The organism is Aureimonas sp. SA4125 (genome assembly GCF_019973775.1).
GTDB lineage: Bacteria > Pseudomonadota > Alphaproteobacteria > Rhizobiales > Rhizobiaceae > Plantimonas.
In genome coordinates this window covers 553,722-578,102 of record NZ_AP025032.1, presented here as the reverse complement: position 1 = coordinate 578,102, position 24,381 = coordinate 553,722, and the positions used below count along the sequence as shown (strand labels likewise).

At 63.7% G+C, this 24,381-nt stretch carries 18 protein-coding genes and 2 pseudogenes; 4 read left to right on the top strand and 16 right to left on the bottom strand.

Annotation, left to right across the window (positions count from 1 at the left end):
* Window positions 1-35: 35 nt before the first annotated feature.
* Window positions 36-944 (top strand): LysR family transcriptional regulator, encoded by a 909-nt coding sequence (locus tag Sa4125_RS02620; RefSeq protein ID WP_224003374.1) that lies wholly within the window; start codon window positions 36-38, stop codon window positions 942-944.
* 645 nt (window positions 945-1,589) lie between these two features.
* Here Sa4125_RS02620 and Sa4125_RS02615 read toward each other — a convergent pair.
* From Sa4125_RS02615 to Sa4125_RS02580, 8 genes and pseudogenes are all read right to left on the bottom strand, one after another.
* A complete protein-coding gene (locus tag Sa4125_RS02615) occupies window positions 1,590-1,946 on the bottom strand; it encodes a hypothetical protein (RefSeq protein ID WP_224003372.1) in 357 nt (118 codons plus the stop codon).
* Window positions 1,947-2,235: 289 nt separating this feature from the next.
* Window positions 2,236-3,030, bottom strand: a complete 795-nt coding sequence (gene istB / locus Sa4125_RS02610) for an IS21-like element helper ATPase IstB (protein ID WP_223998982.1) — start codon at window positions 3,028-3,030, stop codon at window positions 2,236-2,238.
* A 99-nt stretch (window positions 3,031-3,129) separates the two neighbouring features.
* A protein-coding gene (locus tag Sa4125_RS02605; protein WP_223999062.1) for an IS3 family transposase occupies window positions 3,130-4,283 on the bottom strand; the annotation gives its coding sequence in 2 pieces (ribosomal slippage) (window positions 3,130-4,019 and window positions 4,019-4,283; 1,155 coding nt in all).
* Window positions 4,284-4,291: 8 nt separating this feature from the next.
* Window positions 4,292-5,794 (bottom strand): IS21 family transposase, encoded by a 1,503-nt coding sequence (gene istA / locus Sa4125_RS02600; RefSeq protein WP_224003370.1) that lies wholly within the window; start codon window positions 5,792-5,794, stop codon window positions 4,292-4,294.
* A 110-nt stretch (window positions 5,795-5,904) separates the two neighbouring features.
* Window positions 5,905-7,005: pseudogene (locus Sa4125_RS02595) on the bottom strand (IS701 family transposase); the annotation flags it as partial.
* A 196-nt stretch (window positions 7,006-7,201) separates the two neighbouring features.
* A complete protein-coding gene (locus Sa4125_RS02590) occupies window positions 7,202-8,401 on the bottom strand; it encodes an IS256 family transposase (protein WP_224001988.1) in 1,200 nt (399 codons plus the stop codon).
* 132 nt (window positions 8,402-8,533) lie between these two features.
* Window positions 8,534-9,289: pseudogene (locus tag Sa4125_RS02585) on the bottom strand (IS5 family transposase).
* Window positions 9,290-9,418: 129 nt separating this feature from the next.
* The gene (locus Sa4125_RS02580; RefSeq protein ID WP_224003368.1) at window positions 9,419-9,793 is read right to left on the bottom strand and encodes a hypothetical protein; all 375 of its coding nucleotides are present in this window, start codon (window positions 9,791-9,793) and stop codon (window positions 9,419-9,421) included.
* A gap of 1,040 nt (window positions 9,794-10,833) precedes the next feature.
* Between Sa4125_RS02580 and Sa4125_RS02575 the strand changes: the two genes are divergently transcribed.
* Window positions 10,834-11,987 (top strand): IS3 family transposase gene (locus tag Sa4125_RS02575; protein ID WP_223999062.1). Its coding sequence is split into 2 segments (ribosomal slippage): window positions 10,834-11,098 and window positions 11,098-11,987, totalling 1,155 coding nucleotides; the frame shifts between segments, so codons are not numbered across the junction.
* 15 nt (window positions 11,988-12,002) lie between these two features.
* Here Sa4125_RS02575 and Sa4125_RS02570 read toward each other — a convergent pair.
* From Sa4125_RS02570 to Sa4125_RS02545, 6 genes are all read right to left on the bottom strand, one after another.
* Window positions 12,003-12,722, bottom strand: coding sequence for a helix-turn-helix domain-containing protein (locus Sa4125_RS02570; protein WP_224003366.1), 720 nt, complete (start codon window positions 12,720-12,722; stop codon window positions 12,003-12,005).
* 72 nt (window positions 12,723-12,794) lie between these two features.
* Entirely contained in the window at window positions 12,795-13,487 is a 693-nt protein-coding gene (locus Sa4125_RS02565; RefSeq protein WP_224003364.1) for a response regulator transcription factor, read from the bottom strand.
* 720 nt (window positions 13,488-14,207) lie between these two features.
* On the bottom strand, window positions 14,208-15,581 hold the full coding sequence (locus Sa4125_RS02560) for a DegT/DnrJ/EryC1/StrS aminotransferase family protein (RefSeq protein ID WP_224003362.1): 1,374 nt from the start codon (window positions 15,579-15,581) through the stop codon (window positions 14,208-14,210).
* 25 nt (window positions 15,582-15,606) lie between these two features.
* Window positions 15,607-16,293: a PIG-L deacetylase family protein gene (locus tag Sa4125_RS02555; protein WP_224003360.1), complete on the bottom strand. Its 687-nt coding sequence runs from the start codon at window positions 16,291-16,293 to the stop codon at window positions 15,607-15,609.
* Window positions 16,290-16,961 carry a sugar transferase gene (locus tag Sa4125_RS02550; RefSeq protein ID WP_224003358.1) on the bottom strand — a complete coding sequence of 224 codons (672 nt, stop codon included), beginning with the start codon at window positions 16,959-16,961 and terminating at the stop codon, window positions 16,290-16,292. Before Sa4125_RS02550 ends, Sa4125_RS02555 begins: the two co-directional genes overlap by 4 nt.
* Window positions 16,961-18,217, bottom strand: a complete 1,257-nt coding sequence (locus Sa4125_RS02545; RefSeq protein ID WP_224003356.1) for a polysaccharide biosynthesis/export family protein — start codon at window positions 18,215-18,217, stop codon at window positions 16,961-16,963. Before Sa4125_RS02545 ends, Sa4125_RS02550 begins: the two co-directional genes overlap by 1 nt.
* A 279-nt stretch (window positions 18,218-18,496) precedes the next feature.
* Between Sa4125_RS02545 and Sa4125_RS02540 the strand changes: the two genes are divergently transcribed.
* Entirely contained in the window at window positions 18,497-19,681 is a 1,185-nt protein-coding gene (locus Sa4125_RS02540; RefSeq protein WP_224003354.1) for a glycosyltransferase family 4 protein, read from the top strand.
* A gap of 62 nt (window positions 19,682-19,743) precedes the next feature.
* A complete protein-coding gene (locus Sa4125_RS02535) occupies window positions 19,744-20,595 on the top strand; it encodes an ATP-binding protein (RefSeq protein ID WP_224003352.1) in 852 nt (283 codons plus the stop codon).
* Window positions 20,596-20,691: 96 nt separating this feature from the next.
* On the opposite strand, the gene Sa4125_RS02530 is transcribed toward Sa4125_RS02535, so the two are convergent.
* Both Sa4125_RS02530 and Sa4125_RS02525 read right to left on the bottom strand, forming a co-directional pair.
* On the bottom strand, window positions 20,692-21,768 hold the full coding sequence (locus tag Sa4125_RS02530) for a glycosyltransferase (protein WP_224003350.1): 1,077 nt from the start codon (window positions 21,766-21,768) through the stop codon (window positions 20,692-20,694).
* Window positions 21,769-21,912: 144 nt separating this feature from the next.
* A complete protein-coding gene (locus Sa4125_RS02525) occupies window positions 21,913-24,201 on the bottom strand; it encodes a Wzz/FepE/Etk N-terminal domain-containing protein (protein ID WP_224003341.1) in 2,289 nt (762 codons plus the stop codon).
* Between the last annotated feature and the right edge of the window lie 180 nt (window positions 24,202-24,381).

The following is a 24,381-nucleotide window of genomic DNA, read 5'->3' as shown; positions in this document are numbered from 1 at the left end:
CCTGTGGGAACATCACTTTGGAGTTCACGTCACCAATGCCGCGTACCGACGTCAACCGTTTTGCCGAGATGGAGGTCTTTGCCCGCGTGGTGGAGCGCGGCGGCTTTTCCGCAGCCGCCCGCGCCTCGAACGTCTCGGCCTCGGCGGTGTCGAAGCTCGTGGCCCGTCTGGAGGCACGGCTCGGCACGCGGCTCGTCCACCGCACGACGCGGCGCTTCCAGCTCACGCCGGAGGGCCAGGCCTTCTACGAGCGCTCCGTCGCGATCCTCGCCGATCTCGGCGATGCCGAGCGCTCGGCCGGCGCCGGCGAGCGCCCGGCGGGCCGCGTGCGCCTCAATTCCAGCACTTCCTATATCAGCCACATCCTGGCGCCCCTCCTGCCGCGCTTCCTCGAGCTCCATCCCGAGATCGAACTCGACATCGTCCAGACCGACCGCGTCGTGGATCTCCTCAGCGACCGGACCGACATCGCCATCCGCGCCGGCCCGATGCCGAACTCGGCCCTGATGGCGCGAAAACTTGGAAGCACGCGCATGACGATCGTCGCCGCGCCGACCTGGATCGCGCGGCATGGCCTGCCCCGCACGATCGAGGATCTCGACCGGCAGGACCGCCTCGGCTTCGGCTATGCCCGTGCCGTGAAGGGTTGGCCGCTGCGGACAACCGACGGCGAGGACATCGTGCTCCCGACGGTGGGTCGCGTTCGGATGAGCGACGGCGAAGGCATCCGGCGCCTGGCGCTCGCCGGCGTCGGCCCGGCGCGCCTCGCCGCCTTCACCATCCGCGACGACCTCGCCGAAGGGCGGCTGGTGCCGCTGCTCGAAGACGCCAATCCCGGCGACGAGGAGGCCTTCCACGCCGTCTTCATCGGCCAGTCCGCCAGCCTGCCGGCACGTGCCCGGGCGCTGCTCGACTTCCTCGCCGAGCATGGGCAGGTGGCATGAGATCCGGGTTCGACGAGATGACGCGCTCGGCAACGCATCTGCTGATAGTGCGAAATGCGCCCCTGTGCGTCAGGTCGATGGGAGCGCGCCCAACAGGTGGTCCGGTTCGAGCCGAATGCATGCTTGTCCTGGTGGCGGCGTTCGAGGTGGCCGGCGCAGCGCGTTGGGATGGCGCAGCCGGACACGGCACAGTGTTGGGTGCCGCCGGGCGGTAGCCGAGCGAGGAATGCGGGCGCCGAGTCATGTGGTGCTGACGCCGGCCTGCTGCGATCCTCCCACATCTCGGTGTTGCCGATCGCTTCCGCATGACAGGTCCCGACTTGCCCTGACGGCGCCACAGAGCCTCGGTCTGGCGGTGGCGCCCCTATATCCGCTGACGGGTGCGGGGCTTCCGATCGCGCGCGTGGCGTGGCCGCCCCTCGCCTTGCGGCACCTTCCCTCTTGCTGTCGATCATGGGGATTGGACTGTGAGGGGCGCTCTTCGCTCTGCCCAGACGGCCCGCGATTTCCTCTCGGCGCTCTCTCCGAAGACCACCGCGCGCTGGAGCGCATGATCCCGAAAGGTGGCTTCCGGCTTTCGGAAAGAGATCATGCGGAAACAAAGAACCAAAGCGGGACGGCGATTCGAAGAAAAGCCATCCCGCCTTAGAGACAGGTCGAAAGGGCGAGGATGGGCGCGTAGTTCACGAAGGTGACGCCCAAAGCGACGACGCTTGCCCAGAAGGTTGCTCCGGCAAAGAACCCATCAAGGGACGCCAGTCCGGGATGCTGCTTCAACCGACCATGGGTAAAGGCAAGCAGAGCGGCGATGACGGCGAGATGCGTCATCCACAGACCGAGCAACACCGCACGCTGCAGGCTGACGGGACCGACGGCGACCCGCTCCCACCCGAAGGCGCAGCCTACCGACAACGCGCCGTAGAGCCAGATGAAGGCGGAACTCCAGATCAGGAGACCTGCGACGAGGAGGAGAAGATAGGCCACCGAGCGGTTCGCGGTCATGGGCGCGCGAGCTCCCGAAAGGGGACGAGCCACGGCAAGGCGGAGAGGAAGGCGAGAGCGCCAAGGGCCGTGACGGCGGTGTAGTCCTGCCACAGGATTCCGATGCGGAGGTCGGCCGCTCGACGGGCGGAGACGTAGCCGGCGAGGCAGCGCCAGGCGTGGAGTGCCGACAGGATCGCGCCGATGCCGGCATGCAGCGCGATATAGGCGAGGAAGTGTTGATTTCCACCCGGAACTGACCCGGGTTTTCCATCGAGAATTGACCCGGCTCTGAGTTATGCTGAGTGGGTCATGTGTGGGTCAAGGCATGTGCGCTTTCCTTCCTCTTGCGGGTGGCGGCGTCGGTGCTGGCTCTGAAGCGGAAGCTGTCATTTCCAGTCTCCAGGATGTGGCAACGATGTGTGAGGCGATCGAGCAGCGCGGTGGTCATCTTGGCATCGCCGAAGACGGTGGCCCATTCGCTGAAGCTCAGATTGGTCGTGATGACGACGCTGGTGCGCTCGTAGAGCTTGCTCAGCAGGTGGAAGAGCAGCGCACCGCCTGAGGCACTGAATGGCAGGTATCCAAGCTCGTCCAGGATCACGAGATCGAGACGGACGAGGGTCTCGGCCAGTTGGCCGGCTTTGCCCTTGGCTTTCTCCTGTTCGAGCATGTTGACGAGTTCGATGGTCGAGAAGAACCGAACTTTCCGGCGATAATGCTCGACGGCCTGAACGCCAAGGGCGGTCGCGACATGGGTTTTGCCCGTGCCCGGCCCGCCGATCAGCACGACATTCTCCATTCCTTCGATGAACTCGCAGCGATGGAGCTGGCGCACCGTGGCCTCGTTGATCTCGCTGGCTGAGAAGTCGAAGCCCGCCAGATCCTTGTAGGCCGGGAAGCGTGCTGCCTTCATGTGATAGGCGATCGAGCGCACCTCGCGTTCCGCCATCTCGGCCTTGAGGAGCTGCGTCAGGATCGGCACGGCGGCTTCGAAGGCAGGCGCGCCTTGCTCAATCAGGTCGGTGACGGCCTGGGCCATGCCATACATCTTGAGGCTGCGCAGCATGATGACGACGGCGCCGCTGGCGGGATCATGACGCATGGCGGCCTCCACTCCTGCGGGCGCGCAAATCGTCGTAGCGCTCGACATTGGCCTTGGGCTCTCGGTGGACTTGCCCCCTTTTAGTGGAGAGCGTTTTGATTACGCGGCGGCCAGTCGTTCGAACTGGACGGGGCTGATGAAGTCGAGCGCGGAATGGCGCCGGACGGGGTTGTAGAAGCTGTCGATGTAGCGGCCGATGGCCGCCTTCGCCTCGGTCCTGGTCTGGAAGACGGTGCGCCAGACCAGCTCGGATTTCAACGTCTTGAAGAAGGTCTCGACCATCGCATTATCATAGCAGTTGCCCTTGCCGGACATCGAGATCAGCACGTCGTACCTGCGTAGCTCGGCCTGATAGTCGATCGAGCAATATTGGCTGCCGCGGTCAGAATGATGGATCAGGCCGGTTTTCGGGCGGCGCAGGACGAGGGCCTTGCGGAGCGCCTCGAGAGCCAACTCCTTGTGTAGACGATCGCTGACGGCCCAGCCGACGACGCGCCGGGCGAACAGGTCGATGACGACGGCGAGATACAGCCAGCCCTCTCGCGTCCAAACATAGGAGATGTCGGCTCCCCACTTCTCGTCCCGGCGTTCGGTCGCGAAGTCCTGATCAAGGAGGTTCGGCGCGATCGGGAAGGCGTGCAGGCTGTCCGTCGTTCGCTTGAACCGCCGCTTCTGCCGGGCCTTGAGGCCGTTCTCGCGCATCAGGCGCGCTGTCCGACGGCGCCCGATAGCGATCCCCTCGGCCTGGAGTTCATGCCGCATGCGAGGACTCCCATAGGTGCCGTTCGACAACCGAAACGCCGAGCGGACATGCGCCAGAAGCACCATGTCGCGCTGCTGCCGGCGGCAGGCCGGTCGATCCTTCCATGCAAAATAGCCGCTCGAGCTGACGCCGAGGACCTTGCAGAGACGCTGGACGGGGAATTCTTCTTTCGCCGCATCGATGAGTTCGAACCTCACCGACTTCCCTCCCGGGCGAAAAAAGCCATCGCCTTCTTCAGGATGCCACGCTCCTGACGAAGGATCTCATTCTCCCGCCGCAGCCGCTTCATCTCCGCAGCCATGTCCTCGACGCGGTCGGGAGGCGGGCTTTCTATCAAGGCGTCGCGCCGCTTGTCGATCCAGCGCCGCAGTGTCGATAGCCCAACGCCAAGGTCCTCCGCGATCTCGCGCTGCGTCCGGCCGCTCGTCTCAACCAGACGGACGGCTTCCTCCTCGAATTCCTTCGTAAATCGTCGCTGTGTCTTCGCCATGGAGTTCCTCATGCCTCATTGAGAACTCTCCACTTTTCCGGGGCAAGTCCACGGCGCAGCAGCAGCGTTTGCGGCGTGTCGATGGCCGGGCCGTCGATCGTCTTTCCGTCGATCAGACGGTGCAGGATGTTGAGCACGTGGGTCTTGGTGGCGACCCCCTCTGACAGTGCCAGCTCCACTGCGGCCAGCACCGCCTGCTCATCATGGTGCAGGACCAGGGCAAGGATATCGACCATCTCGCGATCGCCACCGGGCCGTCGCAACATCTGATCCTGCAATCGCCGGAAGCCTGACGGCAGTTCAGCGAAAGGAGCACCGTTGCGCAGCGCGCCGGGCTTGCGCTGGATCACCGCCAGATAATGATGCCAGTCGTAGATCGTTCGCGGCGGCAGATGATGCGATCGCTCGATCCGCCGTTCATGCTCGCACAAGATTTGCCCCTCGGCCGCAATGACCAGACGATCCGGGTAGACACGGAGGCTGACGGGCCTGTTCGCAAAAGAAGCCGGCACGCTGTAGCGGTTGCGTTCGAAGCTGATCAGGCAAGTAGGCGAGACGCGCTTGCTCTGCTCGACGAACCCGTCGAAGGCAGGCGGTAGCGACATCAAGGTGGGCTGCTCTTCGGCCCAGACATCGGCGACGGTCCCGGCAAGACGGCCATGTGGGATCTCCCGCCAGAGCTCCAGACAACGCTGCTCGAGCCAGGCATTCAGCGTGGCGAGATCGGGAAAGTTCGGCATCGGCTGCCACAGACGCGGCCGCGCATCCTGCACGTTCTTCTCGACTTGCCCTTTCTCCCAACCAGAGGCCGGATTGCAGAACTCCGGCTTGAAGACATAGTGGTTTGTCATGGCGAGGAAACGCAGGTTGATCTGGCGTTCCTTGCCGCGTCCGACGCGGTCTACCGCCGTTCTCATGTTGTCGTAGATGCCGCGCTCAGGCACGCCGCCGAAGACGCGGAAGGCGTGCCAATGAGCGTCAAACAGCATCTCGTGGGTCTGGAGCAGATAGGCACGGACGAGGAACACTCGGCTGTGCGCCAGCTTGATATGCGCGACCTGAAGCCTGGTGCGGTCGCCGCCGATCACCGCATGGTCCTCGCTCCAGTCGAACTGGAAGGCTTCGCCGGGGCGGAAAGACAGGGGAACGAAGATGCCGCGCCCTGTCGTTTGCTGCTCGCGCTGCCGCTCCGCAAGCCATTCGCGGGCGAACGCGGCCACACGGTTGTAGGAACCGGTGAACCCGAGAGCGACGAGATCTGCATGCAAGTGCGTCAAAGGCCGGCGCTGCTTACGTGACTTTGATGCTTCGGCCTTCAGCCAGGCTGCAAGCTTGTCGGAGAACGGGTCGAGCTTGCTCGGCCGCTCCGGCACCGAGAACTTCGGCTCGATCGTGCCGGCCTTCAGATACTTCTTGATGGTGTTCCGCGAGAGCCCGGTCCGCCTGGCTATCTCTCGGATCGGTAGCTTCTCTCGCAAAGCCAAGCGGCGGATGACGTTCAAAAGTCCCATGTAGATCACTCCATTGTCCCCTCGCTCGCCGCGCTCGGGGAAAGGTCACATGGGTCAAATCTCAGTGGAAATCAGGCGCTGTCCCGGGTCAGTTCCGGGTGGAAATCAACAAAGTGGTCGAGGCCGAGCTCCTCTTTGAGCTGCTGATGTGCCTGCTCACAGATCCACCGCGCCTTGATAGCTCCCGCAAGCGTTTTGATCGTCGCGTCGGCTGGCAAGTTCGAGAGGTAGTATTTGCGTTCGCCGGTCGAGCGATGCTCACCGACCAGCCAAACTTCTTCGCCCGGCAGATGCTGGTTGCCCATGTCGCGGATCCGCTGGGTCGGACCGTCGGCCACGCGCACTCGCAAAGCTGCGAAACGCGCCGCCAGCCGCCCTTTCGTGCCGCGCCGCCAACTGACCCTTTTCCATTGCTGCCCGGCCAGCAGCTTCTCGGCGGCGACGGACTTCGCATCGGGGATGTGGTGCTGCCGAGGCCGGCCATGTCCCGAGATTGGGAAGATCATCGCGACGTCAGCTGGATACACCTTCTGACGGCCGGGTATGCCGACCGCCCAGGATAGGCCGCGCTCGCTCAGCGCCTGGCGGAACGGCGCGCTCATGCCGTAGCCGGCATCAGCCAACACGCAGCCGAAGCGCACACCGGCGGCCCTTACCCTGTCGATTTCCTCGATAGCGATCTCCGGCTTGGTCAGGACGACCTGCCTCTCGACGGGCACCTTCGCCCGCGTCATGCGCTCCGGATCGCCGGTCCAGCTCTCAGGCAGGAATAGGCGCAGGCCAACCATCACCGGCACTTCACGCGACGCCAGCGTCACCGACACCAACGTCTGACAGTTCGCATTCTTACCCAGTGACGAGGCATATTGGGGCGCGACGCCGACCGAATGATAGCCCTTCTTCGGCATCGCCGTGTCGTCAATGACGAGGAAGGCACAGGCACCACCCACCAGCCGGTCGGCCTCGTTCAGCAGCGCCGACTCGAGCGGTGCGCTGTCCCATATCCCTGCCGCAACGAAATGGTGAAGCTGGTCATAGCCGGCTTCACCCGCACGAGCAGCCATCGGCTGCACGCTCTTGCGGTCACCGGGGCCGATCAAGCCAGCGATGTATTGCGGACACATCCTGCGCCGAGAGGGATGCGACAGCCCCGCCAAAAACGGTTCGAGCCACCGCTCCAAATCGCTTCGCCAGCCATCGTCCACCGTCATCGCGCGTCATTCCGGTCAGCCCATCATGACATCCGAATCAACGATGATGCCACTCGGTTCCTCCAACCTGCCAAAGTAGTGCTAGGCTCAGGACTCATTGATCAAAGCCAGAAGATGACTGCGGCGGCGATGATCGTGTCCCCTAGCGTGGTGTAGCTGACGGCGTCACACGTCGGTTCCGGCCAGGCCGGGTTGATCAGCGCGTCATTGCTGGCAGGCTGACGAGAGGATCATCGCTCAAGGGTGCAACGGATTCCAGCGTCATGTACCTCGCCCGCTGCACGGCCCACTCGTCATTCTGCTCGAGCAGCAGAGCGCCGACGAGACGCAGGATGGCCTCGTCGTTCGGAAAGATGCCGACGACGTCGGTGCGCCGCTTGATCTCCCCGTTCAGCCGCTCGATGGGGTTGATGCTGTGCAGCTTGGCGCGATGCTCCCTGGGGAAGGTCATGTAGGCCAAGACATCCTCTTCGGCGCCGTCGAGGATGGCGGCGAGCTTGGGCACCTTCGGCCGGATCTGGTCGGCGACGGAGCGCCATTGCAGGCTTGCGGCCTCGGGCGTCTCCTGGGCGAAGGCGGTGGCGATGAAGGCCGACACCACCCGGCGTCCGCTCTTGCCGGCATGGGCCAGCACGTTGCGCATGAAGTGCACCCGGCATCGCTGCCATGTCGCCGTCAGGACCTTGGTGACGGCCGCCTTGATGCCCTCGTGCGCATCGGACACGACGAGCTTCACGCCGCGCAGGCCGCGCCGGGTCAGCTTGCGCAGGAATTCGGTCCAGATCGGCTCGGCTTCCGAGGTGCCGACCTCCATGCCGAGCACCTCGCGCCGGCCATCGGCGTTGACGCCGACGGCGATGATCACGGCGACCGAGACGATGCGCCCGCCGCGGCGGACCTTCAGGTAGGTCGCGTCGATCCAGAGATAGGGCCAGTCGCCCTCGATCGGCCGTTCGAGGAAGACCTTCACCTTGCCGTCGATCTCTTCGCAAAGCCTCGACACCTGGCTCTTGGAGATGCCGTCCATGCCCATCGCCTTGACCAGGTCGTCGACCGAACGGGTCGAGATGCCCTGGACATAGGCTTCCTGGATCACGGCCGTCAGGGCCTTCTCGGCCATGCGCCGCGGCTCGAGGAAGCCGGGAAAGTAGCTGCCCTTGCGCAGCCTGGGAATGCGCAGCTCGACGGTGCCGGCACGGGTATGCCAGTCCCTGTCGCGATAGCCGTTGCGCTGGGCGAGGCGCTCGGCGCTCTTCTCGCCATAGCCGGCGCCGGTCGCATTGCCGACCTCCAGTTCCATCAGCCGCTCGGCGGCAAAGCCGATCATCTCGCGCAACAGATCGGCGTCCGGGGTCTTCTCCAGAAGGCTGCGCAGGCTCATCATGTCGTCGGTCATCAGGGGATCTCCGGTTGCGGTTAGGTCTCGCAACCCAAGCCTAACCGGAAACCGCTGGTGACCACCGCGTCGCCAATCTCGTCCTACAGCGCAATCAAAGGCGCGGGCGAGATCGGCGACGCTACCGTCGAGCTACACCACGGGCGGGGACACGACCGCGGCGATGCAGATAGCGGAGAAGAAGGTGTGGGCGCAACGGTCGTAGCTGGTGTGGATGCGGCGCCAGTCCTTCAGCCTGCCGAACATGATCTCGATCTTGTGGCGCTGACGATAGAGCAGCGCATCATGGGCCACCGGGGCCTTGCGCTTGGCACGGGCGGGAATGCAGGCGGCGATGCCGCGCAGGGCGAGCGCCTGGCGGAACCAGTCGGCATCGTATCCCTTGTCGGCCAGCATGACCTTGGCCTTCGGCAGGCAGTCCAGCATCATGGCGGCGCCGTTGTAGTCGCTCATCTGGCCTTCCGACAGACACAGGACGAGCGGTCTTCCCTCACCGTCGCAGACGGCGTGCAGCTTGGAGTTCAAGCCGCCTTTGGTGCGTCCGATGCGTCGGGGAACATCCCCTTTTTTAGAAGGCTCGCCGCCGTGCGGTGGGCCTTCAGGTGTGTCGCATCGATCATGATGCGTTCAGGTCTCGGGCCTTCACCGGCAAGGGCGGCGAAAATCCGTGAACACACCAAGCCGGCTCCAGCGGATGAAGCGGTTGTACAGCGTCTTGTGCGGACCATAGGCCTTCGGTGCATCCTTCCACTGAAGGCCGTTGCCGATGACGTAGACGATCCCGCTCACCACCCGCTGGTCATCCACCCGCGGCACCCCGTGCGCCAAAGGAAAGTGCGGCGATATCCGCGCCATCTGGCGCTCGCTCAGCAAGAACAGATCACCCATCAGAAGCTCCTCCCTCGGAGATCCTGAATCACATCTCATTCGGATTTAACAGGTCCTGAGCCTAAATAGATAGACTGTGAGGCGCCTAAATTTCTCAGTGCACCGTGCCATTCGGGGGCACTGCGAAAGTCACCGGGTTTGCTCATCGGGTGCCGATGGCTGCTCAAAAAGCTTCTTAATCTCCCAAGTTAATAGAACTCCGCGCCCCATTCGTGTCGGTATGCAGCGGAATGTGCCCTCCGCTGCAAGTTCGAACTCAACTAATCTTTTGACGAGCAGTACTTTGAAATTAGCACGCTGATCTTCGTTCAGCTCGCCTAACCGAACGCCCTCCAAAATGCCCAGTTGATGTGCGTGGATAGTCTCAAGGGTTTGTAGCTCAGAGGTCGTGAGACCGCGAAGCGCCTTGTCACGGGAGACGGATCTGCTTCCATCAATCATCCGCAGATGATCCCCAATTTCCAATTTTGCGCAAGAACTCAAAAGTGGTATCTCGATGATCAATAAACGGCACCCTTCACATTACATAAATATTGTGGCTTCATGTCTTTGCGGCATCCCCCAAGCAGTGCCGCGCCCCGGCGCCGGGTCACCCCACGCGACGTGGCGCCGGGGTTCTACTCCCGGTGAACATGATCGGTGGAAGTCGCACGCGAAGAGCACGAGTTGCCGAATTGATCGACGCATGGTTCACACCCTTATGCCGCATCAGAGGCAGACGGATAGAGAGCATGCAACTCAAGTTTCTAATAATCGCGATGGTTGGGTTTCTTTTCACTGGGTGCGCAACCTCGCCCATTCCTGGATTGGCGCCGGACCGGACGGTCGAGACGCGGCTTCCGCCACCTCCGGCACCTCCCCCGCCAGCGTCAATCATGACAGCACCGACAGCGCCAAGGGCAAAGCCCATAAGGGTGAACTTTAACCGGCCCAAAGCGGTAATCAATCTTCGACAAAACTCCCAGTGCACCGTTGCCGAAACGGGTACCGGGTCAAGGATACGGACAACCTGTCAGTAGCTCCTAATCAGTAGGCAGGAGGTCTCGTTAATTCACTGAGCATCAGCCAGTATACCGATGCGGCGCGGCGGCAGGATCGTCCACTTGCTCCCGGCGGCGTCGGACCATAGTACCACCCCGTCCTTCCGGAACTCGTCAGCGCACTCCTTACAGTCGTCGACGAAAACAATGGCGGACAGGTTTCCGAGAGTGATGCCGACGAAGCGTTCTGGGTCAGGGTCGCGAGAGACTACCATGCGAACCGGCCAGAATATGGAAAGCTCAGTCGGACAGGCCGGTCCCGCCACCGACGCCGCTAGCACGGTCGAAATTAGAGCCCGGCGCATGACTTGATCGTTTTCATGTCGCACTCCGGGTCTCGTGTACCAGCCGAGGGTATCGGGAACGTCAATGAAATCAAGCTGTGGCCCGGTGCTGATTAGGCGGTTTGCAATTTGAACGATCAGTATTTCCCGCGCAGATACTGCCCCAGGGTGGACTTGCCCCGGAAAAGTGGAGAGTTCTCAATGAGGCATGAGGAACTCCATGGCGAAGACACAGCGACGATTTACGAAGGAATTCGAGGAGGAAGCCGTCCGTCTGGTTGAGACGAGCGGCCGGACGCAGCGCGAGATCGCGGAGGACCTTGGCGTTGGGCTATCGACACTGCGGCGCTGGATCGACAAGCGGCGCGACGCCTTGATAGAAAGCCCGCCTCCCGACCGCGTCGAGGACATGGCTGCGGAGATGAAGCGGCTGCGGCGGGAGAATGAGATCCTTCGTCAGGAGCGTGGCATCCTGAAGAAGGCGATGGCTTTTTTCGCCCGGGAGGGAAGTCGGTGAGGTTCGAACTCATCGATGCGGCGAAAGAAGAATTCCCCGTCCAGCGTCTCTGCAAGGTCCTCGGCGTCAGCTCGAGCGGCTATTTTGCATGGAAGGATCGACCGGCCTGCCGCCGGCAGCAGCGCGACATGGTGCTTCTGGCGCATGTCCGCTCGGCGTTTCGGTTGTCGAACGGCACCTATGGGAGTCCTCGCATGCGGCATGAACTCCAGGCCGAGGGGATCGCTATCGGGCGCCGTCGGACAGCGCGCCTGATGCGCGAGAACGGCCTCAAGGCCCGGCAGAAGCGGCGGTTCAAGCGAACGACGGACAGCCTGCACGCCTTCCCGATCGCGCCGAACCTCCTTGATCAGGACTTCGCGACCGAACGCCGGGACGAGAAGTGGGGAGCCGACATCTCCTATGTTTGGACGCGAGAGGGCTGGCTGTATCTCGCCGTCGTCATCGACCTGTTCGCCCGGCGCGTCGTCGGCTGGGCCGTCAGCGATCGTCTACACAAGGAGTTGGCTCTCGAGGCGCTCCGCAAGGCCCTCGTCCTGCGCCGCCCGAAAACCGGCCTGATCCATCATTCTGACCGCGGCAGCCAATATTGCTCGATCGACTATCAGGCCGAGCTACGCAGGTACGACGTGCTGATCTCGATGTCCGGCAAGGGCAACTGCTATGATAATGCGATGGTCGAGACCTTCTTCAAGACGTTGAAATCCGAGCTGGTCTGGCGCACCGTCTTCCAGACCAGGACCGAGGCGAAGGCGGCCATCGGCCGCTACATCGACAGCTTCTACAACCCCGTCCGGCGCCATTCCGCGCTCGACTTCATCAGCCCCGTCCAGTTCGAACGACTGGCCGCCGCGTAATCAAAACGCTCTCCACTAAAAGGGGGCAAGTCCAAGACGCGTGACGTCCGGAATTGTGAGGCGTTTGTCACCCCGCACTACAGCGCCAATGTGCTGGAGATGGCTTAACTCGCGCGACACGGCCTCCCTGTGTGTGCCAATCCGCCTGGCGAAGTCCGCATGGGTGGGAAACGGCGATATTGTCGCGGACCCGTCCTCTGCGATGTTGTCGCGCGCGAGCCGGAGCAGTTCGTTGTGGATGCGCGCCTCGACGTTGAGCGTGGTCAGCTCGACAATCTGATCGGCCAGCATTTCCTGCCGGGCGACCAGGCTCCTGATGGCGCAGTTAAGAAGATTGCGATCGCGCTCGATCAGCTCGATGAATGCCCAGGCACTAATAGAAGCAACGGTGGACGGCCTGCCGGCCTCGATCGAATATCGAGTCGCGGCCGTATCGATGAAGGCGGCCTCGCTAACGAGCGAGCCTTGATCGGCTCCCCGCAGCCAGACGACACTCCCCCTGGACGTGTAGAGCGAGAAGCGCAGCTCCCCGCGCACGACGACAAACACACGATCGAGTGGATCGCCTGCTGGGACCAGGACGACCCCTTCGTTGAGCTCGATCCAACGACATCGACGATTCAACTCATGAAGTGTTTCAGCCGACACGCCGGCAAAAACCTCCCCACCGCTGATACGCCGCTCACCGAGCAAACCTGCCGTACCCCTTACACCGGCAATTTCCATGTCCGACATGCCTCTGGTACTGCAACTCTCACCTTTCGACGGCTCCAACCTACGTCGACGAAATAGACGCAATACGACCTCTCAATCGCGCAAACAGACGCCTTCAGCACTCATCATGTTGTTCAAAAGATAGGCTACCTCAGTCCGATTTCTGGCCTTCATTTTCTTCATGATATTTCTAATATGAACCTTCACAGTACTCTCGCACATATTAAGGTCATAAGCGATAATTTTATTTGGCTTGCCGCGGCGCAAGGCTTCGATAACCGACATTTGTCGTAAGGTAAACATACTATCAGGTTGCGGCTGCTTCTCGATTTCCGATGTCTGCCTGGCGATGCGGTCGGCCAGAAAGAGAATACTCGCGGGAACATACACACCCCCCGCAGCAACCAGTTGGATGGCCTTGACCGCAACCCTGAGACTGACGCTAGTGGGTATGTAGCCCCGTGCGCCCATTTTGATCAGCCGAAGGATGTCATCGACCTTTTCGATGTCGGACAACATGATGATGCTGACGGACGGCATCTCGGCCTTAAGACGCGAGATCTCCACAAAACAGGATTCCGATTGCGACTGGGACCACGAAGTACAGATCAGAACCACCCCGATGCACTCCGTTTCCTGGGCATCGGCGTTTCGAAGTTCGTCCACGCCGGAAAAATATCGCAACGACAGCGTCGGATCGGTGACTTCCAGACCCCTGCCAAAGCAGTCCCTGATCAGCGGGCGATCGTCGATGATCGCGACGTCGATCTGATCGCTCGCGTCCACTCGGGTACGGCTTATTTCCGCCCAAGGCTCCGGCAAGAAAGCCGAAGATATGTCGTGCGTCGCGATCGAACTGTACGGCTGTAGGGCCGACTTCGAGTGTGAGTTACCAAAAGATATATTCAATTCATTAACTCCGATTTACGATTTGCAACCATTCTGATTATTTTTTGACGATTTTGCGCCTTCCTAATCATAATTATCACTTTTACTAGTAAATATGCCACGCAATACAGCGCGAGCTATAGATCCATAATGTAAGCGGCGCCGATAGAGCCATACTAAATTCTTAAGTGCCCGCTAAATCCCTCGTAAGAATGATTACGCGTTTTGACGGAGCCCGATGTGATAAAGCTCACAGATTATACGAATTTTTAGAATCCTTGGTAGAATCTGGATGTCAGATGGGCTGTATCCGACAGATAAACCGGCCGCCAGGGCTTGAATGTCGGATTGGCGAAGGCGCATCTGCCGCAGCGTTAATGCTTTGAAAGCCCATCGTAACTTAGCTTCATCCGCTATTGGCAAGCCAGACGGCCTACAAATGCGGCAGACGTCGGGCCGAGCGCTCGACGCGCAGCGTCTCTACTGCGGAGCCGGCCACAAAGCGATACCGACAAAACACGGAATTCCAGCGAAACACATCGAGATCAGCGCCGACCCGGTTCGGCGGAGAAAGAGATGGGAAGACAGAGGCGGGCATCTTGCCGCCCGCCCGGTCTCTCACGAGGGCGCGGCGAGATCCGCGTCGGGCCCGACGCGGCCGGAAACGGCGGCAGGCGCCCCCTGTCGCCGAGTCCACGAACTGTCCCGGCCATCGTCTTCGGCGCTCGTCACGGGTGCGAACCCCATCGGAACCTTCCCGGACGTCCCGGCATCCATCGGTAAGAGCAAGGGATAATCAGAGTTTTCGAGGTCGCGATGCCGCGTCTCGCCCATACGCGAGGCATTGGTGATGATGGTGGACGCCGTCACCGCTGCGGCTTCGGTTTCCTCCGCGCTCCAGGACGGATCGACGAGAAAGGCAAGGCTGGTTTCGCCGAGCTGTTTGGCGACGGGCAGGCGTTCCGCCGGCGCGAGCCCCGATCCACTGAAGGCGTGCTCGATATAGATCTCCGAGCAGGTGCCCGAGAAACAGGGCACTCCCGCCGCCGTGACGGCGAGCATGAGGTCGTCCCGCGTCCAGCCTGCTGTCAGTTCCTCAGGTCGAACGTGGCAGTAGAACCGATACCAGGCATGCGTATGTTCGCGAGTGAGTCGCGGGATCGCGATCGCCGGAAGATCCTTCAGCGCCGCCGTCCAGATGTCGGCGTTGCGCTGCCTTTGAGCGCGCCACTCTTCCAGATGCTCGAGCTGCCTGAGACCGAGGGCGGCCTGAATCGACATCATCCGCCAGTTGGTTCCGAAAGATTCGTGCAGCCAGCGAAAGCCCGGCGGAAAGTCCTTCCGGTGGGAAAGGTCGTAGGACTTGCCGTGATCCTTGAGACTCCAGGCGGTGGACCAAAGAGCCTCGTCATCCATCGCGACGAGACCGCCCTCGCCGCCCGTCGTGATTATCTTATCCTGACAAAACGAGAAGGCGGCGATATGCCCGAAGGAGCCGACGGGCCTGCCGCCGTATCTGGCGCCGTGCGCCTGCGCGCAGTCCTCGATAACCTTAAGGTCGGCCTTTTCGGCCAGAGCCATGATAGCCTCCATGTCGCACGGCCAGCCGCCGAGATGGACGATTATAACCGCCTTCGTTCGCGGCGTGATCCGGGCTGCGATCGTCTCGGCGGAAAGATTGCCGGACACCGGATCCACGTCGGCAAAGACCGGCTTGGCTCCGGCGAACGGCACGCAGGCGGCCGAGGCGATGAAGCTGCGGCTCGTCACGATCACCTCGTCGCCGGCGCCGATCCCAAGGACCTTAAGCGCCAGATCGAGCGCGACGGAGCCGTTGGCGAGGGCGACGGCATGCCGCCGGCCGAGATGTCTGGCATAGGCGTCCTCGAAACGGGCGACGTAGTCGCCGGTCCAGGCATTGACCTGGCTGGAGCGCAGGATGTCGACGACGTCCGAGATCTGCTCCTCATCATAGATCGGCCAGCGCTTCATGGGGGCTCTTCCTTCCGACAGGTGATCAGATAACGGTGCGCACGAGGACGAAGGCCTCCGCGGCACGTCGGTGAACGGTGGCGCCCCTGAGGATCGCGAGGGCCCGCAAGGTCTCGAGGGAACGCTCGTGCGGTAACGCACGCAGTTGGGATGCGAACATCGCCATGGCCTCGAGCTTGCGCTCGAGTGACCTCTCGATGTCGATGAAGACCTGCGGGATGAACGCGGCCGTGACGTAGGGCGCGTTCCAGTTGGTCTCCGACACCGTTTCGTAGGCGAGGATGGTCGGCGGGTACTCGGCCTGGTGGGGACGGGCCGCCACCATGGACGACAGGAAGATCAGTTGGTGATCCAGGTGGACGTCCCCGACGAAGGGGATGAATACGGTGTCGGGCCGGATCGCGACGAAAAGGTCCTGAAGTGCGGAGTTCAGGGTCGAATGCGGCGTTTCGGAAAGCCGCCCGGCCGGCTGATCGAGCCAGTGCGTCCGCCTGACGCCAAGATGGCGATGGGCCGCCTCGGCCTCGGCGCGGACCCTTGCCGCGGCCTCCTCGCTGAAGGCCGGCGGCTGACCGCGCGTGACGACGGCGACGTGGACCTCGCCGTCGTCGGCGGCGATCCGGGCGATGGTCCCGCCGCATCCCAGAACCTCGTCGTCCGGATGCGGAGCGACGACGAGCACGCGGCCGAACCCAGCAAGACCTTGGATCATCGCCCCGCCCCTTGTACCGAGCGAGGATAGGGAGCCTCCATGTCCGCCGTGGCGCGGCCAACATTCGCCTCCCCCAGCCGTTCCCCACGAACAATCGTGATGGCCGTCATGGCGAGGATCTTGAGATCCAGATAGAGGCTGCGATGGTGGATGTACCAGAGATCGAGCGCGAGCTTCTGCCGGTCCGTGAGGCGCGTGTTGCCGTTGACCTGCGCCCATCCGGTCAAGCCCGGCGATACCGCGCAGCGAAGCCGGCCGAACTCGCCGAAGCCCTGGATCGTGTCGGGAAGCAGCGGCCGGGGGCCGACGAAGCTCATCTCCCCCCGCGCGATCGCGAGAAGCTGCGGCAATTCGTCGAGCCTCCAGCGACGAAGCAGCCGCATCGCGGGCGTCTCGCGCAGCGCGTCGGGGAGAAGCGCACCCGCCGCGTCGCGCGCGTCGTGCATCGTGCGGAACTTGCAGATGGTGAAGGGCCTCATGCCGCGCCCGCTGCGAGTCTGGCGGAACAGAAGGGGACGGCCGACGCTGGCCCAGACCATGGCCGCCACGAGCGGCCAGATCGGCAGCGTCGCGAGGAGCGCGACCGAGCCGGCGAACCGGACCAACGCCGACGCTCTCGCCCTCCCGTCCAGCGCCGAGGTATTGCCGGCATCCGCGGCTTGCTTCATCACCGCATCCGTCCGGTCGCGGCGCTGGTGAGCGTCAGGGGGCCGCTGCCGGCCGAGCGTTCGATCGACACGACGATCGTGTCGCCGGGCGCCACCTCGTCGTCGAGCATGGACGGTTGGCTCATCGTCGTGGAGCCGACCCTGCGCCGGATGGCGTAGACGAACTTCGTCGTCGCGACCTGTTGCTCTTTCTGGAGGGAGAGAGAGCCGAGCAGGAGGCTCTGCTCTTCGGCGGAACGCCTCGCCGCGATGAGCTGCTCGATCTCGGTCTGATGTTTCTGCAACCCCGTCAACGCGGTCTGCGTCCGATTGTCCGTGGTGTCGACGAGCTGACGCTGGAGCTCGCCGAGCTCCCGCCGGGTGGAGGACATCTGGTTGTAGATCTCGAGGAGATGGGATTCTTGCGCGGTCAGCTCGCGGTCCGCGTTGCGGACATCGGTCACCGTCTTGATGCCGCCGGCATAGAGTTTCTTCACGCGGTCGCGATCCTCGCGAGCCGACAGGATCGCGCCCTTCTGGTTCTCGATAAGCTGTCCGAGATTGCCGAGCGCGCCGTCGACTTCGCTGACGGCGGCCGTCAACTGATCGCGCCGTGTCTCGAAAGCGCCCCGTTCGGTCTCGAGAATCCTCTGCTCGGTCGGCATCAGGGCGGCCACCATCGTGTCGCCGAGGAACGGGCGCGCGTTGGCCGGCAGATCGTCGGTCGTGATCACGGCGCGGTCGTCCAACTGAGCGGACATCCTCGCCACGCCGAGCGCGGCGCGCGCGAAGTCCACCGACATGCCATCGATCTCGCCGTGCAGGCGCGCCTGCGCCACCACCCGGTCTTCGGTAGCGCCGGCACCCGTCGACTGTCCGCCCGCCAGGGCGACGGCCTGCTCCACGGTCAGCATGGGCTGAAACGGAAATGATCCCGGAACCCTCACCTCGCCGAGTACGAAGATCGGCCGGAAGCTCGCGACGGCCAGTGAAATTTGGGGATCGACGAAGAACCGGCGCTCCACGAAGCTGCGTCGCATAGCATCGACGGCCTCGGGCACCGTCAACCCGGCGACCGCGAAGCTTCCGATCAGCGGGATGCTGACCTCTCCCTCGCTCGACACCGTGAGCTGCTCGGCCGGCAGCGCATCGTCGAGGAAGTCGAAGGACGTCACGTCTCCGGGCGCCAGCCTGTAGCCGTCCGCGGGCGCCGCGTGCGCGGGGCGGCAAGCGAGCATGCCCGGCAACGCCGCCATCACGGCGATGCCCAGGAGCATCGCCCTCGTTCCTGTCCGCGCTGCGGCAATCGTCATCGGACGTCCCTGTTTGGAAATACGCTTACGCCGAGGCTAGCGCCGATCGCGGGTCGACAATGAGCTATCCCTTTGGTGAGGCGTGCTACGCCTCCCGCGACTCGCCCCCCGCAATTCGGGTAGCTGGATGCGCGCGGGAAGCACTGTACGTTCGGCTGCATGGTGATCGTGCCGAGACGTGCCCCGGGCGTGCCCCGCATGGCGCCACAGTGAACCGACGCCTTGGCCTTGGAGTGCGGTGCGATGGCCGTTTCAGACACAGCGATCTCCGATCGCCTCGACGGCGCCGGTCCGCAGCGCATCGTCGTGGTCGCGAGCCTGACGCGCTCCCTCGTCAACTTCCGCTACGCGTTGCTCGAGGCGATGGTCGCCGCGGGCCACGAGGTCACGGCCGTCGCGCCGGACGAGGACAGCGAAGCGATCGCGGCGCTCAACCGGATCGGCGTCACGTTTCGCCGCATTCCGATGGCGCGCACGGGCACCGACCCTCTCGCCGATATACGCACATTGGCGGCGCTTTACCGGCTGATGCGCGGCATCCGGCCGGACATCGTTCTGACCTACACGATGAAACCCATCATATACGGCGGTCTCGCCGCGCGGCTGTCGGGTGTCGGGCGGCGGTTCTCGATGTTCACGGGCTTCGGCTACATGTTTGGCGGTGAGCGCCGGGGCCTCCGGCTCGCGGCTCTGCGAAGGCTGAGCATCTGGCTCTACCGCCGGGCGCTGGCGGGCACCGAGGCCGCCTTCGTCTACAATGAGAACGACGCCGCGGAAATCAGGCGACATGCGCTAATCGGAAAGCGCACGGCGCTCGTCTCGGTGCCGGGTTCCGGTGTGGATCTCGACCATCACGCCCAGACCGCCCTCCCAGCCGGGCCGTTTGTCTTCCTGCTCGTCGCACGGCTGCTTCGGGAAAAGGGGATTGCCGAGTTCGCCGCCGCCGCGCGTCTTCTTAAGCCGCAGTTCCCGCAGACGCGCTTTCAGATCCTCGGGCCATTCGACCCCAATCCCGCCGCCTTGTCGCAGGCCGAGGTGGCCCAATGGACCGCGGATTCCGGCGTGGAATATCTCGGAGAGACGACCGACGTCAGGCCGTATCTTTCGGCATCAACGGTCTTCGTGCTGCCCTCCTACTATCGCGAAGGCATCCCGCGCAGCGCCCTGGAGGCTCTGGCGACGGGCCGTCCCATCATCACAACCGACATGCCCGGTTGCAGAGAGACCGTGATCGACGGCGAGAACGGCTTTCGCATCGCGCCGCGGAGCGCCGCGGATCTCGCGAACGCCATGCGGGCCTTTCTCGACGATGAAAGGCTTGCGCCGCGGATGGCGGTTCGATCGCGAACGTTGGCGATGGAGCGCTTCGACGTTCGGGCCGTGAACGCGATTCTCCTCGAATCGCTCGGTCTGAGGCCTGCCGTCTAGAGAATCAGCAAATCGCATCCGATCGTTGCCCTGCATGGGCCGATTTTTTGAGAAGGTCCGTCATGAGCCTGACCGCCCACCGCTTCTACGCCCGGAACGACACCGCACGGGACCCCGGCGCGGAAGCCGCATTTTTCGAAAATCTCAAGATGCGGAACGGCACGTTCAAGCGGACGCGGCCGTCACGCTTCACGGAGATCGAAAAGGCGTTCGGGCCGGTCTTTCGGGAGCGCGCCGACACGATCCGGTCCGCTCTCGACATCGGTGTTTCGTCCGGCGTAACGTCGCTGGAGTTTCTCGACTTCCTCGGAGCGCAGGGATCTACGGTCTCGCTCACCGCGACGGACCTCTTTCTCCGGGCCCATATCGTCGGAGTGGCCCCGGGCCTGCGGGTGCTGGCGGATCCGGAAGGGTTCCCGCTGCAGTACGACGTGGCGGGGACCGCGATCCGGGCCTGGGTGCGGCGTCTCGATTACGCCACGCTCGCCTTTGCGCCGCTAATGATCGCCCGGCACGGGCTCGGCCGTCGCGTTCGAACCCTCATCGCGCAGGGGCGCAGCAGACCGGTTCACCTCGCCAGCCCGAGGCTTCTGCATCGACGCGACGTCGAGGTGATGGAGGACGACATCCTGATCCGGCGTCCGGCCTTCGCGGGAAGGTTCGACGTCGTCCGGGCGGCCAACATCCTGAACCTCGGCTATTTCACGGCCGGCGAGCTGGAGAGCGCTATCACCAACATCCGCGTCTATCTGCGGGGGCCGGGCTCCCTCTTCCTCGCCACCCGCACCAACCGTGCCGGCGGCAACGCGGCCACGCTCTTTGAGCTTGGGCCAGACTGCGACTTTCGCCCGTTGAAGCGTCTGGGTGGAGGCTCGGAAATCGAACCGCAAGTTCTGGCGGCGACGATTGCATAGGCGCGGAGCCAAGACGCTCGGCCGCGAGGCGTGCCGGCCGATTGCGCGACGGTGGCCGAAGCATCCACCGGCAAATCGGAATCGCTTTTCGGACAGTCAGATCGCCCCGACCAGCGCCTCGTACTGGCCGGCCACGCGGGGGAGCGAGTAATGCTCGACGACGCGCCGCCGCGCCGCCGCCGACCGCTCGCGATATTCGGCCGGGGAAAGACGCAGCATCCGCTCCATCGCCGCGGCGAGCGCCTGGTCGTCCCCTGCGGGCACCACCATTCCCGTATCGCCCACGATCGCCGCGGCATCGCCGACATCGGTGGTGACGACCGGCACGCCGTAACTCATCGCCTCGGCGACGACGTTCGGAAAGCCCTCCGTCAACGACGAGAGCACCAACACATCGATGCTTCGGTAGAAGCTCTCCATGTCCGCGACCTCGCCGCAAAGGCTCACGGCCTCCGCCGGCACCCCGCTCTCCGCGACGAGGCGGGCGGCGGCGCCCTCGCAGTCCTCCAGGCCGGCGCCCGCAGCCACAAAGCGCGCGTGCGCATGACGCCGCGACAGCAGCGCCGCGGCCCTGAAGAAAGTCCGATGGTCCTTCTGGGGATGCAATCGCGCGGCGATCCCGAACACGCGCGGCGTCCGAGCGCTAGGCAGGTCCGCGTCGACGAAGTCGAAGCCGTTCGGGATGACCGTCATGCGCGCGTTTCGGAAACCGAAGCGCCGGTGCAGCTCGGCGGCACGTGCAGAGTTGAAGACGATACCGCCGGGATAGCGAGACAGCGCCCTGCACAGACGCAAGGTCAGCCGCACGCTTCGCGTCAGCGTCCTAGGGTCGTCGAGCGACTGGCGGACGTTCCAGAATAGCGGCGCCTCGCCGCCCGACATCCTGTGGGCCAGCGCTCCGACCACCATCGCGTGATACATCCAGCAGACGATCGCCTCAGGCTTCTCCGCCTTGATGATGCGGGCGAGGCGGGGCACGGCGCCCATCATCCGCGCCACCGAACCGGCATGCAGGGGCATGAACCGGACCGAGGGGCCGCACGATTCCCGATAGCGGTCGGAGACGTCGATGAGCGGAACGACGAGGGCGTTGCTGGGCTCGCGGATGAGGCGGGACAGCATCGCCTCAGCGCCGGCATTTGCCGAGAAGTTGGTGATGACGTGCATGATCATCCCGCCGTCTCCTCAAGCGCCGTACGTCCGTTCGGAGGCGCAAATCTCGCTCTACAACCTCGATCGTCCGCTGCGGATGCGACCGTCACGCGCTGCCGGCGCAGACGATCGGCGCGCGAGCAATCGCTTTCGGCTTTTTGGAAGTCAGCCGCCGAAATAGCTTTTCGCGTCCCTCAGCCGAACACGCCTGCTGGGGGATGCGCCGTTGCCGGAGGTGCCGTCGACCTCGTTGATGACGATCCCGGCCACGCGCATTCCGGTGGTGCGAAGCTGTTCGCCGATATCGCAGAGTTCGTCTTCCGTCCCGAGAGGCAATGCCGCCGTCAGGACGACGCAGTCGGCGAGGACCGACAGAACCGCAGCGTCGTCGACGATCATCAAGGGCGGCGTATCGACGATCACCACGTCGTAGGTCGCCCGAAGCTCCTCGAAAAGGCGTGCGAGATGTTCGGCATTGACGTGGCCGGAGACCCTATCGCCGATCGCGGCGGAGACGATCACGTCAAGGCCCGTCAGGCCGGGAACGGTGTGGATTACGTCGCGCAGCTCCGCGTGGGTCCTAAGATAGGCCTCGAGGGACGTCGTGTCGCGCGGCAATCCCATCGCGCGCCGAAGTCCGCCGGTGCGCAGATCGAGATCGACGAGAACCGTCCAGGACCCCTCTAGGGCGGCGGTGACCGCGAGCCCCAACGCCGTCGTCGTCTTGCCCTCGCGGGGAAGACCGGATGTGACCATGATCACCTGTTCCCGGACGCCCGGATTTCGCCGTTGAATAAGATTGTATACCGAGCGATACCGCTCGGCGATGGCCGAGTTGGGATGCTTGCACAGATACCGCAGGATTTTCGTACTGCCGCCCCACAACCGGCAGGGGAAATACGGCACGAAAGCCAGGATTGGAGCATCGAGGATTTCGGCCACTCGCTTCGGGTCGCGCACCCTGTTGTCCATACCTTCAAGGGTCATCGCCGCAATGAAGGCCACCACGAGCGAGCCCGCAAATCCGCTGCCGATCACGACCCGGGGATCGGGCGAGGACGGGCTGGACGGAACCTCGGCCAACGAGACGACGCGCGCGCCGGGCTCGGCGATCTCCGAATAGGGGTCCAGCTTGCCGAGTCGGGCCGAAACGACATCGTAGAGCTTCTGCTCGGTGAGGAGGTCGCGATCAAGTTCGCGCAGGCGGATTTCGGCATGACTGCGGTGACGAAGCCGCTGGCTGGCGGCGTCGATCTCCGCCTCGATCCGGGCGATGCGCCCCTGCGCGACGCGGACGTCGTTCTCGAGAATCGAAACGATCCGGCGCATCTCCTGCGAAATCTGGGCGCGCACGCTGGCGACTCGTGCCTCGTTTGCCCGAATGAGCGGATGGTTGGCTCCGAAATTGCCGGCGAGTTGCGCCTGATCCTTCAGTGCAACCGCCTCCTCGCTGCGCAGCGTCGTCAGGAACGGCGATGCCGGCAGCGGGTCGTTTCCGACCGCGCTCGCCTCGACATGCAGCAGGTTCACCTCTGCAAGACGCGACTGGGCCTTCGTCATTTCCTCGCGCGCGGCGCCGAGTTGCTCGTTCGCCTGCTGCAGCGCCGCGCGCAGAAGGTCGTCGCGAGGATCGCTCGAAACGTTTTCCATGCCACTGTAGGAGGCGATCTCGCCTTCAAGGTTGGAAATCCGGACGGCGAGTTCGCCGGCTTGCTGTCGCAAGAACTCGACGGCGCCCCGCGCGGTGTCGCGTTTCTGGTCGCGGGACCACGACACGTAGAGTCGCGTGACCGCGTTGGCCAGCGTCGCCGTCCGCTCCGGCTCGTGGCCCGAGACTGAGACCGTCATGGCGAGGCTCTCGCCTTTGCGCGTGATCGAGAGCCGCATCAGAAACATCGAGATGGCCCTATCGCGCTGGACGGAGCTCGGCGGAAGCGGAACGCGATGTTCAGGAAGCGCCGCCCACGCATTTGTTAATACCGCCGACGCAGACTGGAGGACCTGGGCGGGGAAGACGGTAGGCGCTCCCCCGTCGCTGATGGCGAAAGGGGTGAGGTAGGTGTTGAAGGTCGGATCGGCGATCAGGTTCAGCTCGTCGACCACCCGGCCGGTGAAGCCGCGCGACTGCATGAGATCAGTCTCTGTGTCCATCTTCGTCTTGAACTGGTTGGCAGGCTGCGCGGTCTGATCGGATCGATCCTCCAGGAGGTTGGGGTCCTCCGGCGCGAGCACGATCATCGAACTGGCGGTAAAGCTCTGGGGAATGAAATAGGCGGCGGCCGCGGATACGAGCGTACCGGCCACGGCGAGCATCGACATCAAGGCCTTGTGGCGTCGAAAGAGGCCATACAGTTCGCGCGGTCCGACGCCTCTCGTTTCGGCCCGCCGCGGCGCGGCGTAGTGCGCCGTCGGATGTTTCGCCGTTCTTCCCTCGTTCAGCACGCTCGCACGCATGGATCACCTTGGTTTGGACGGAAGGTATGCGCCGTTCGCCACATGCGATCCGTTGCCCACATCGGCGCAGGCAGCCTATCATCAGCGGGGATCGGCCAAACGGCTCCAAAGGGAGACGTTCGGGGGTGCGGGCCTCATCCGAATGGACGAGTGGCATGACCGACGGCGTACCTAGACCGG

Coding starts and splice junctions, on each gene's coding strand:
- istB (WP_223998982.1), bottom strand. CDS start 3,030: ATGCGTCATGATCCCGCCAGCGGCGCCGTCGTCATCATGCTGCGCAGC.
- Sa4125_RS02540 (WP_224003354.1), top strand. CDS start 18,497: ATGGCCGTTTCAGACACAGCGATCTCCGATCGCCTCGACGGCGCCGGT.
- istA (WP_224003370.1), bottom strand. CDS start 5,794: ATGGGACTTTTGAACGTCATCCGCCGCTTGGCTTTGCGAGAGAAGCTA.
- Sa4125_RS02560 (WP_224003362.1), bottom strand. CDS start 15,581: ATGAAGCGCTGGCCGATCTATGATGAGGAGCAGATCTCGGACGTCGTC.
- Sa4125_RS02550 (WP_224003358.1), bottom strand. CDS start 16,961: ATGAAGCAAGCCGCGGATGCCGGCAATACCTCGGCGCTGGACGGGAGG.
- Sa4125_RS02620 (WP_224003374.1), top strand. CDS start 36: ATGCCGCGTACCGACGTCAACCGTTTTGCCGAGATGGAGGTCTTTGCC.
- Sa4125_RS02535 (WP_224003352.1), top strand. CDS start 19,744: ATGAGCCTGACCGCCCACCGCTTCTACGCCCGGAACGACACCGCACGG.
- Sa4125_RS02615 (WP_224003372.1), bottom strand. CDS start 1,946: ATGACCGCGAACCGCTCGGTGGCCTATCTTCTCCTCCTCGTCGCAGGT.
- Sa4125_RS02555 (WP_224003360.1), bottom strand. CDS start 16,293: ATGATCCAAGGTCTTGCTGGGTTCGGCCGCGTGCTCGTCGTCGCTCCG.
- Sa4125_RS02590 (WP_224001988.1), bottom strand. CDS start 8,401: ATGACCGACGACATGATGAGCCTGCGCAGCCTTCTGGAGAAGACCCCG.
- Sa4125_RS02570 (WP_224003366.1), bottom strand. CDS start 12,722: ATGTCGGACATGGAAATTGCCGGTGTAAGGGGTACGGCAGGTTTGCTC.
- Sa4125_RS02530 (WP_224003350.1), bottom strand. CDS start 21,768: ATGATCATGCACGTCATCACCAACTTCTCGGCAAATGCCGGCGCTGAG.
- Sa4125_RS02525 (WP_224003341.1), bottom strand. CDS start 24,201: ATGCGTGCGAGCGTGCTGAACGAGGGAAGAACGGCGAAACATCCGACG.
- Sa4125_RS02545 (WP_224003356.1), bottom strand. CDS start 18,217: ATGCTCCTGGGCATCGCCGTGATGGCGGCGTTGCCGGGCATGCTCGCT.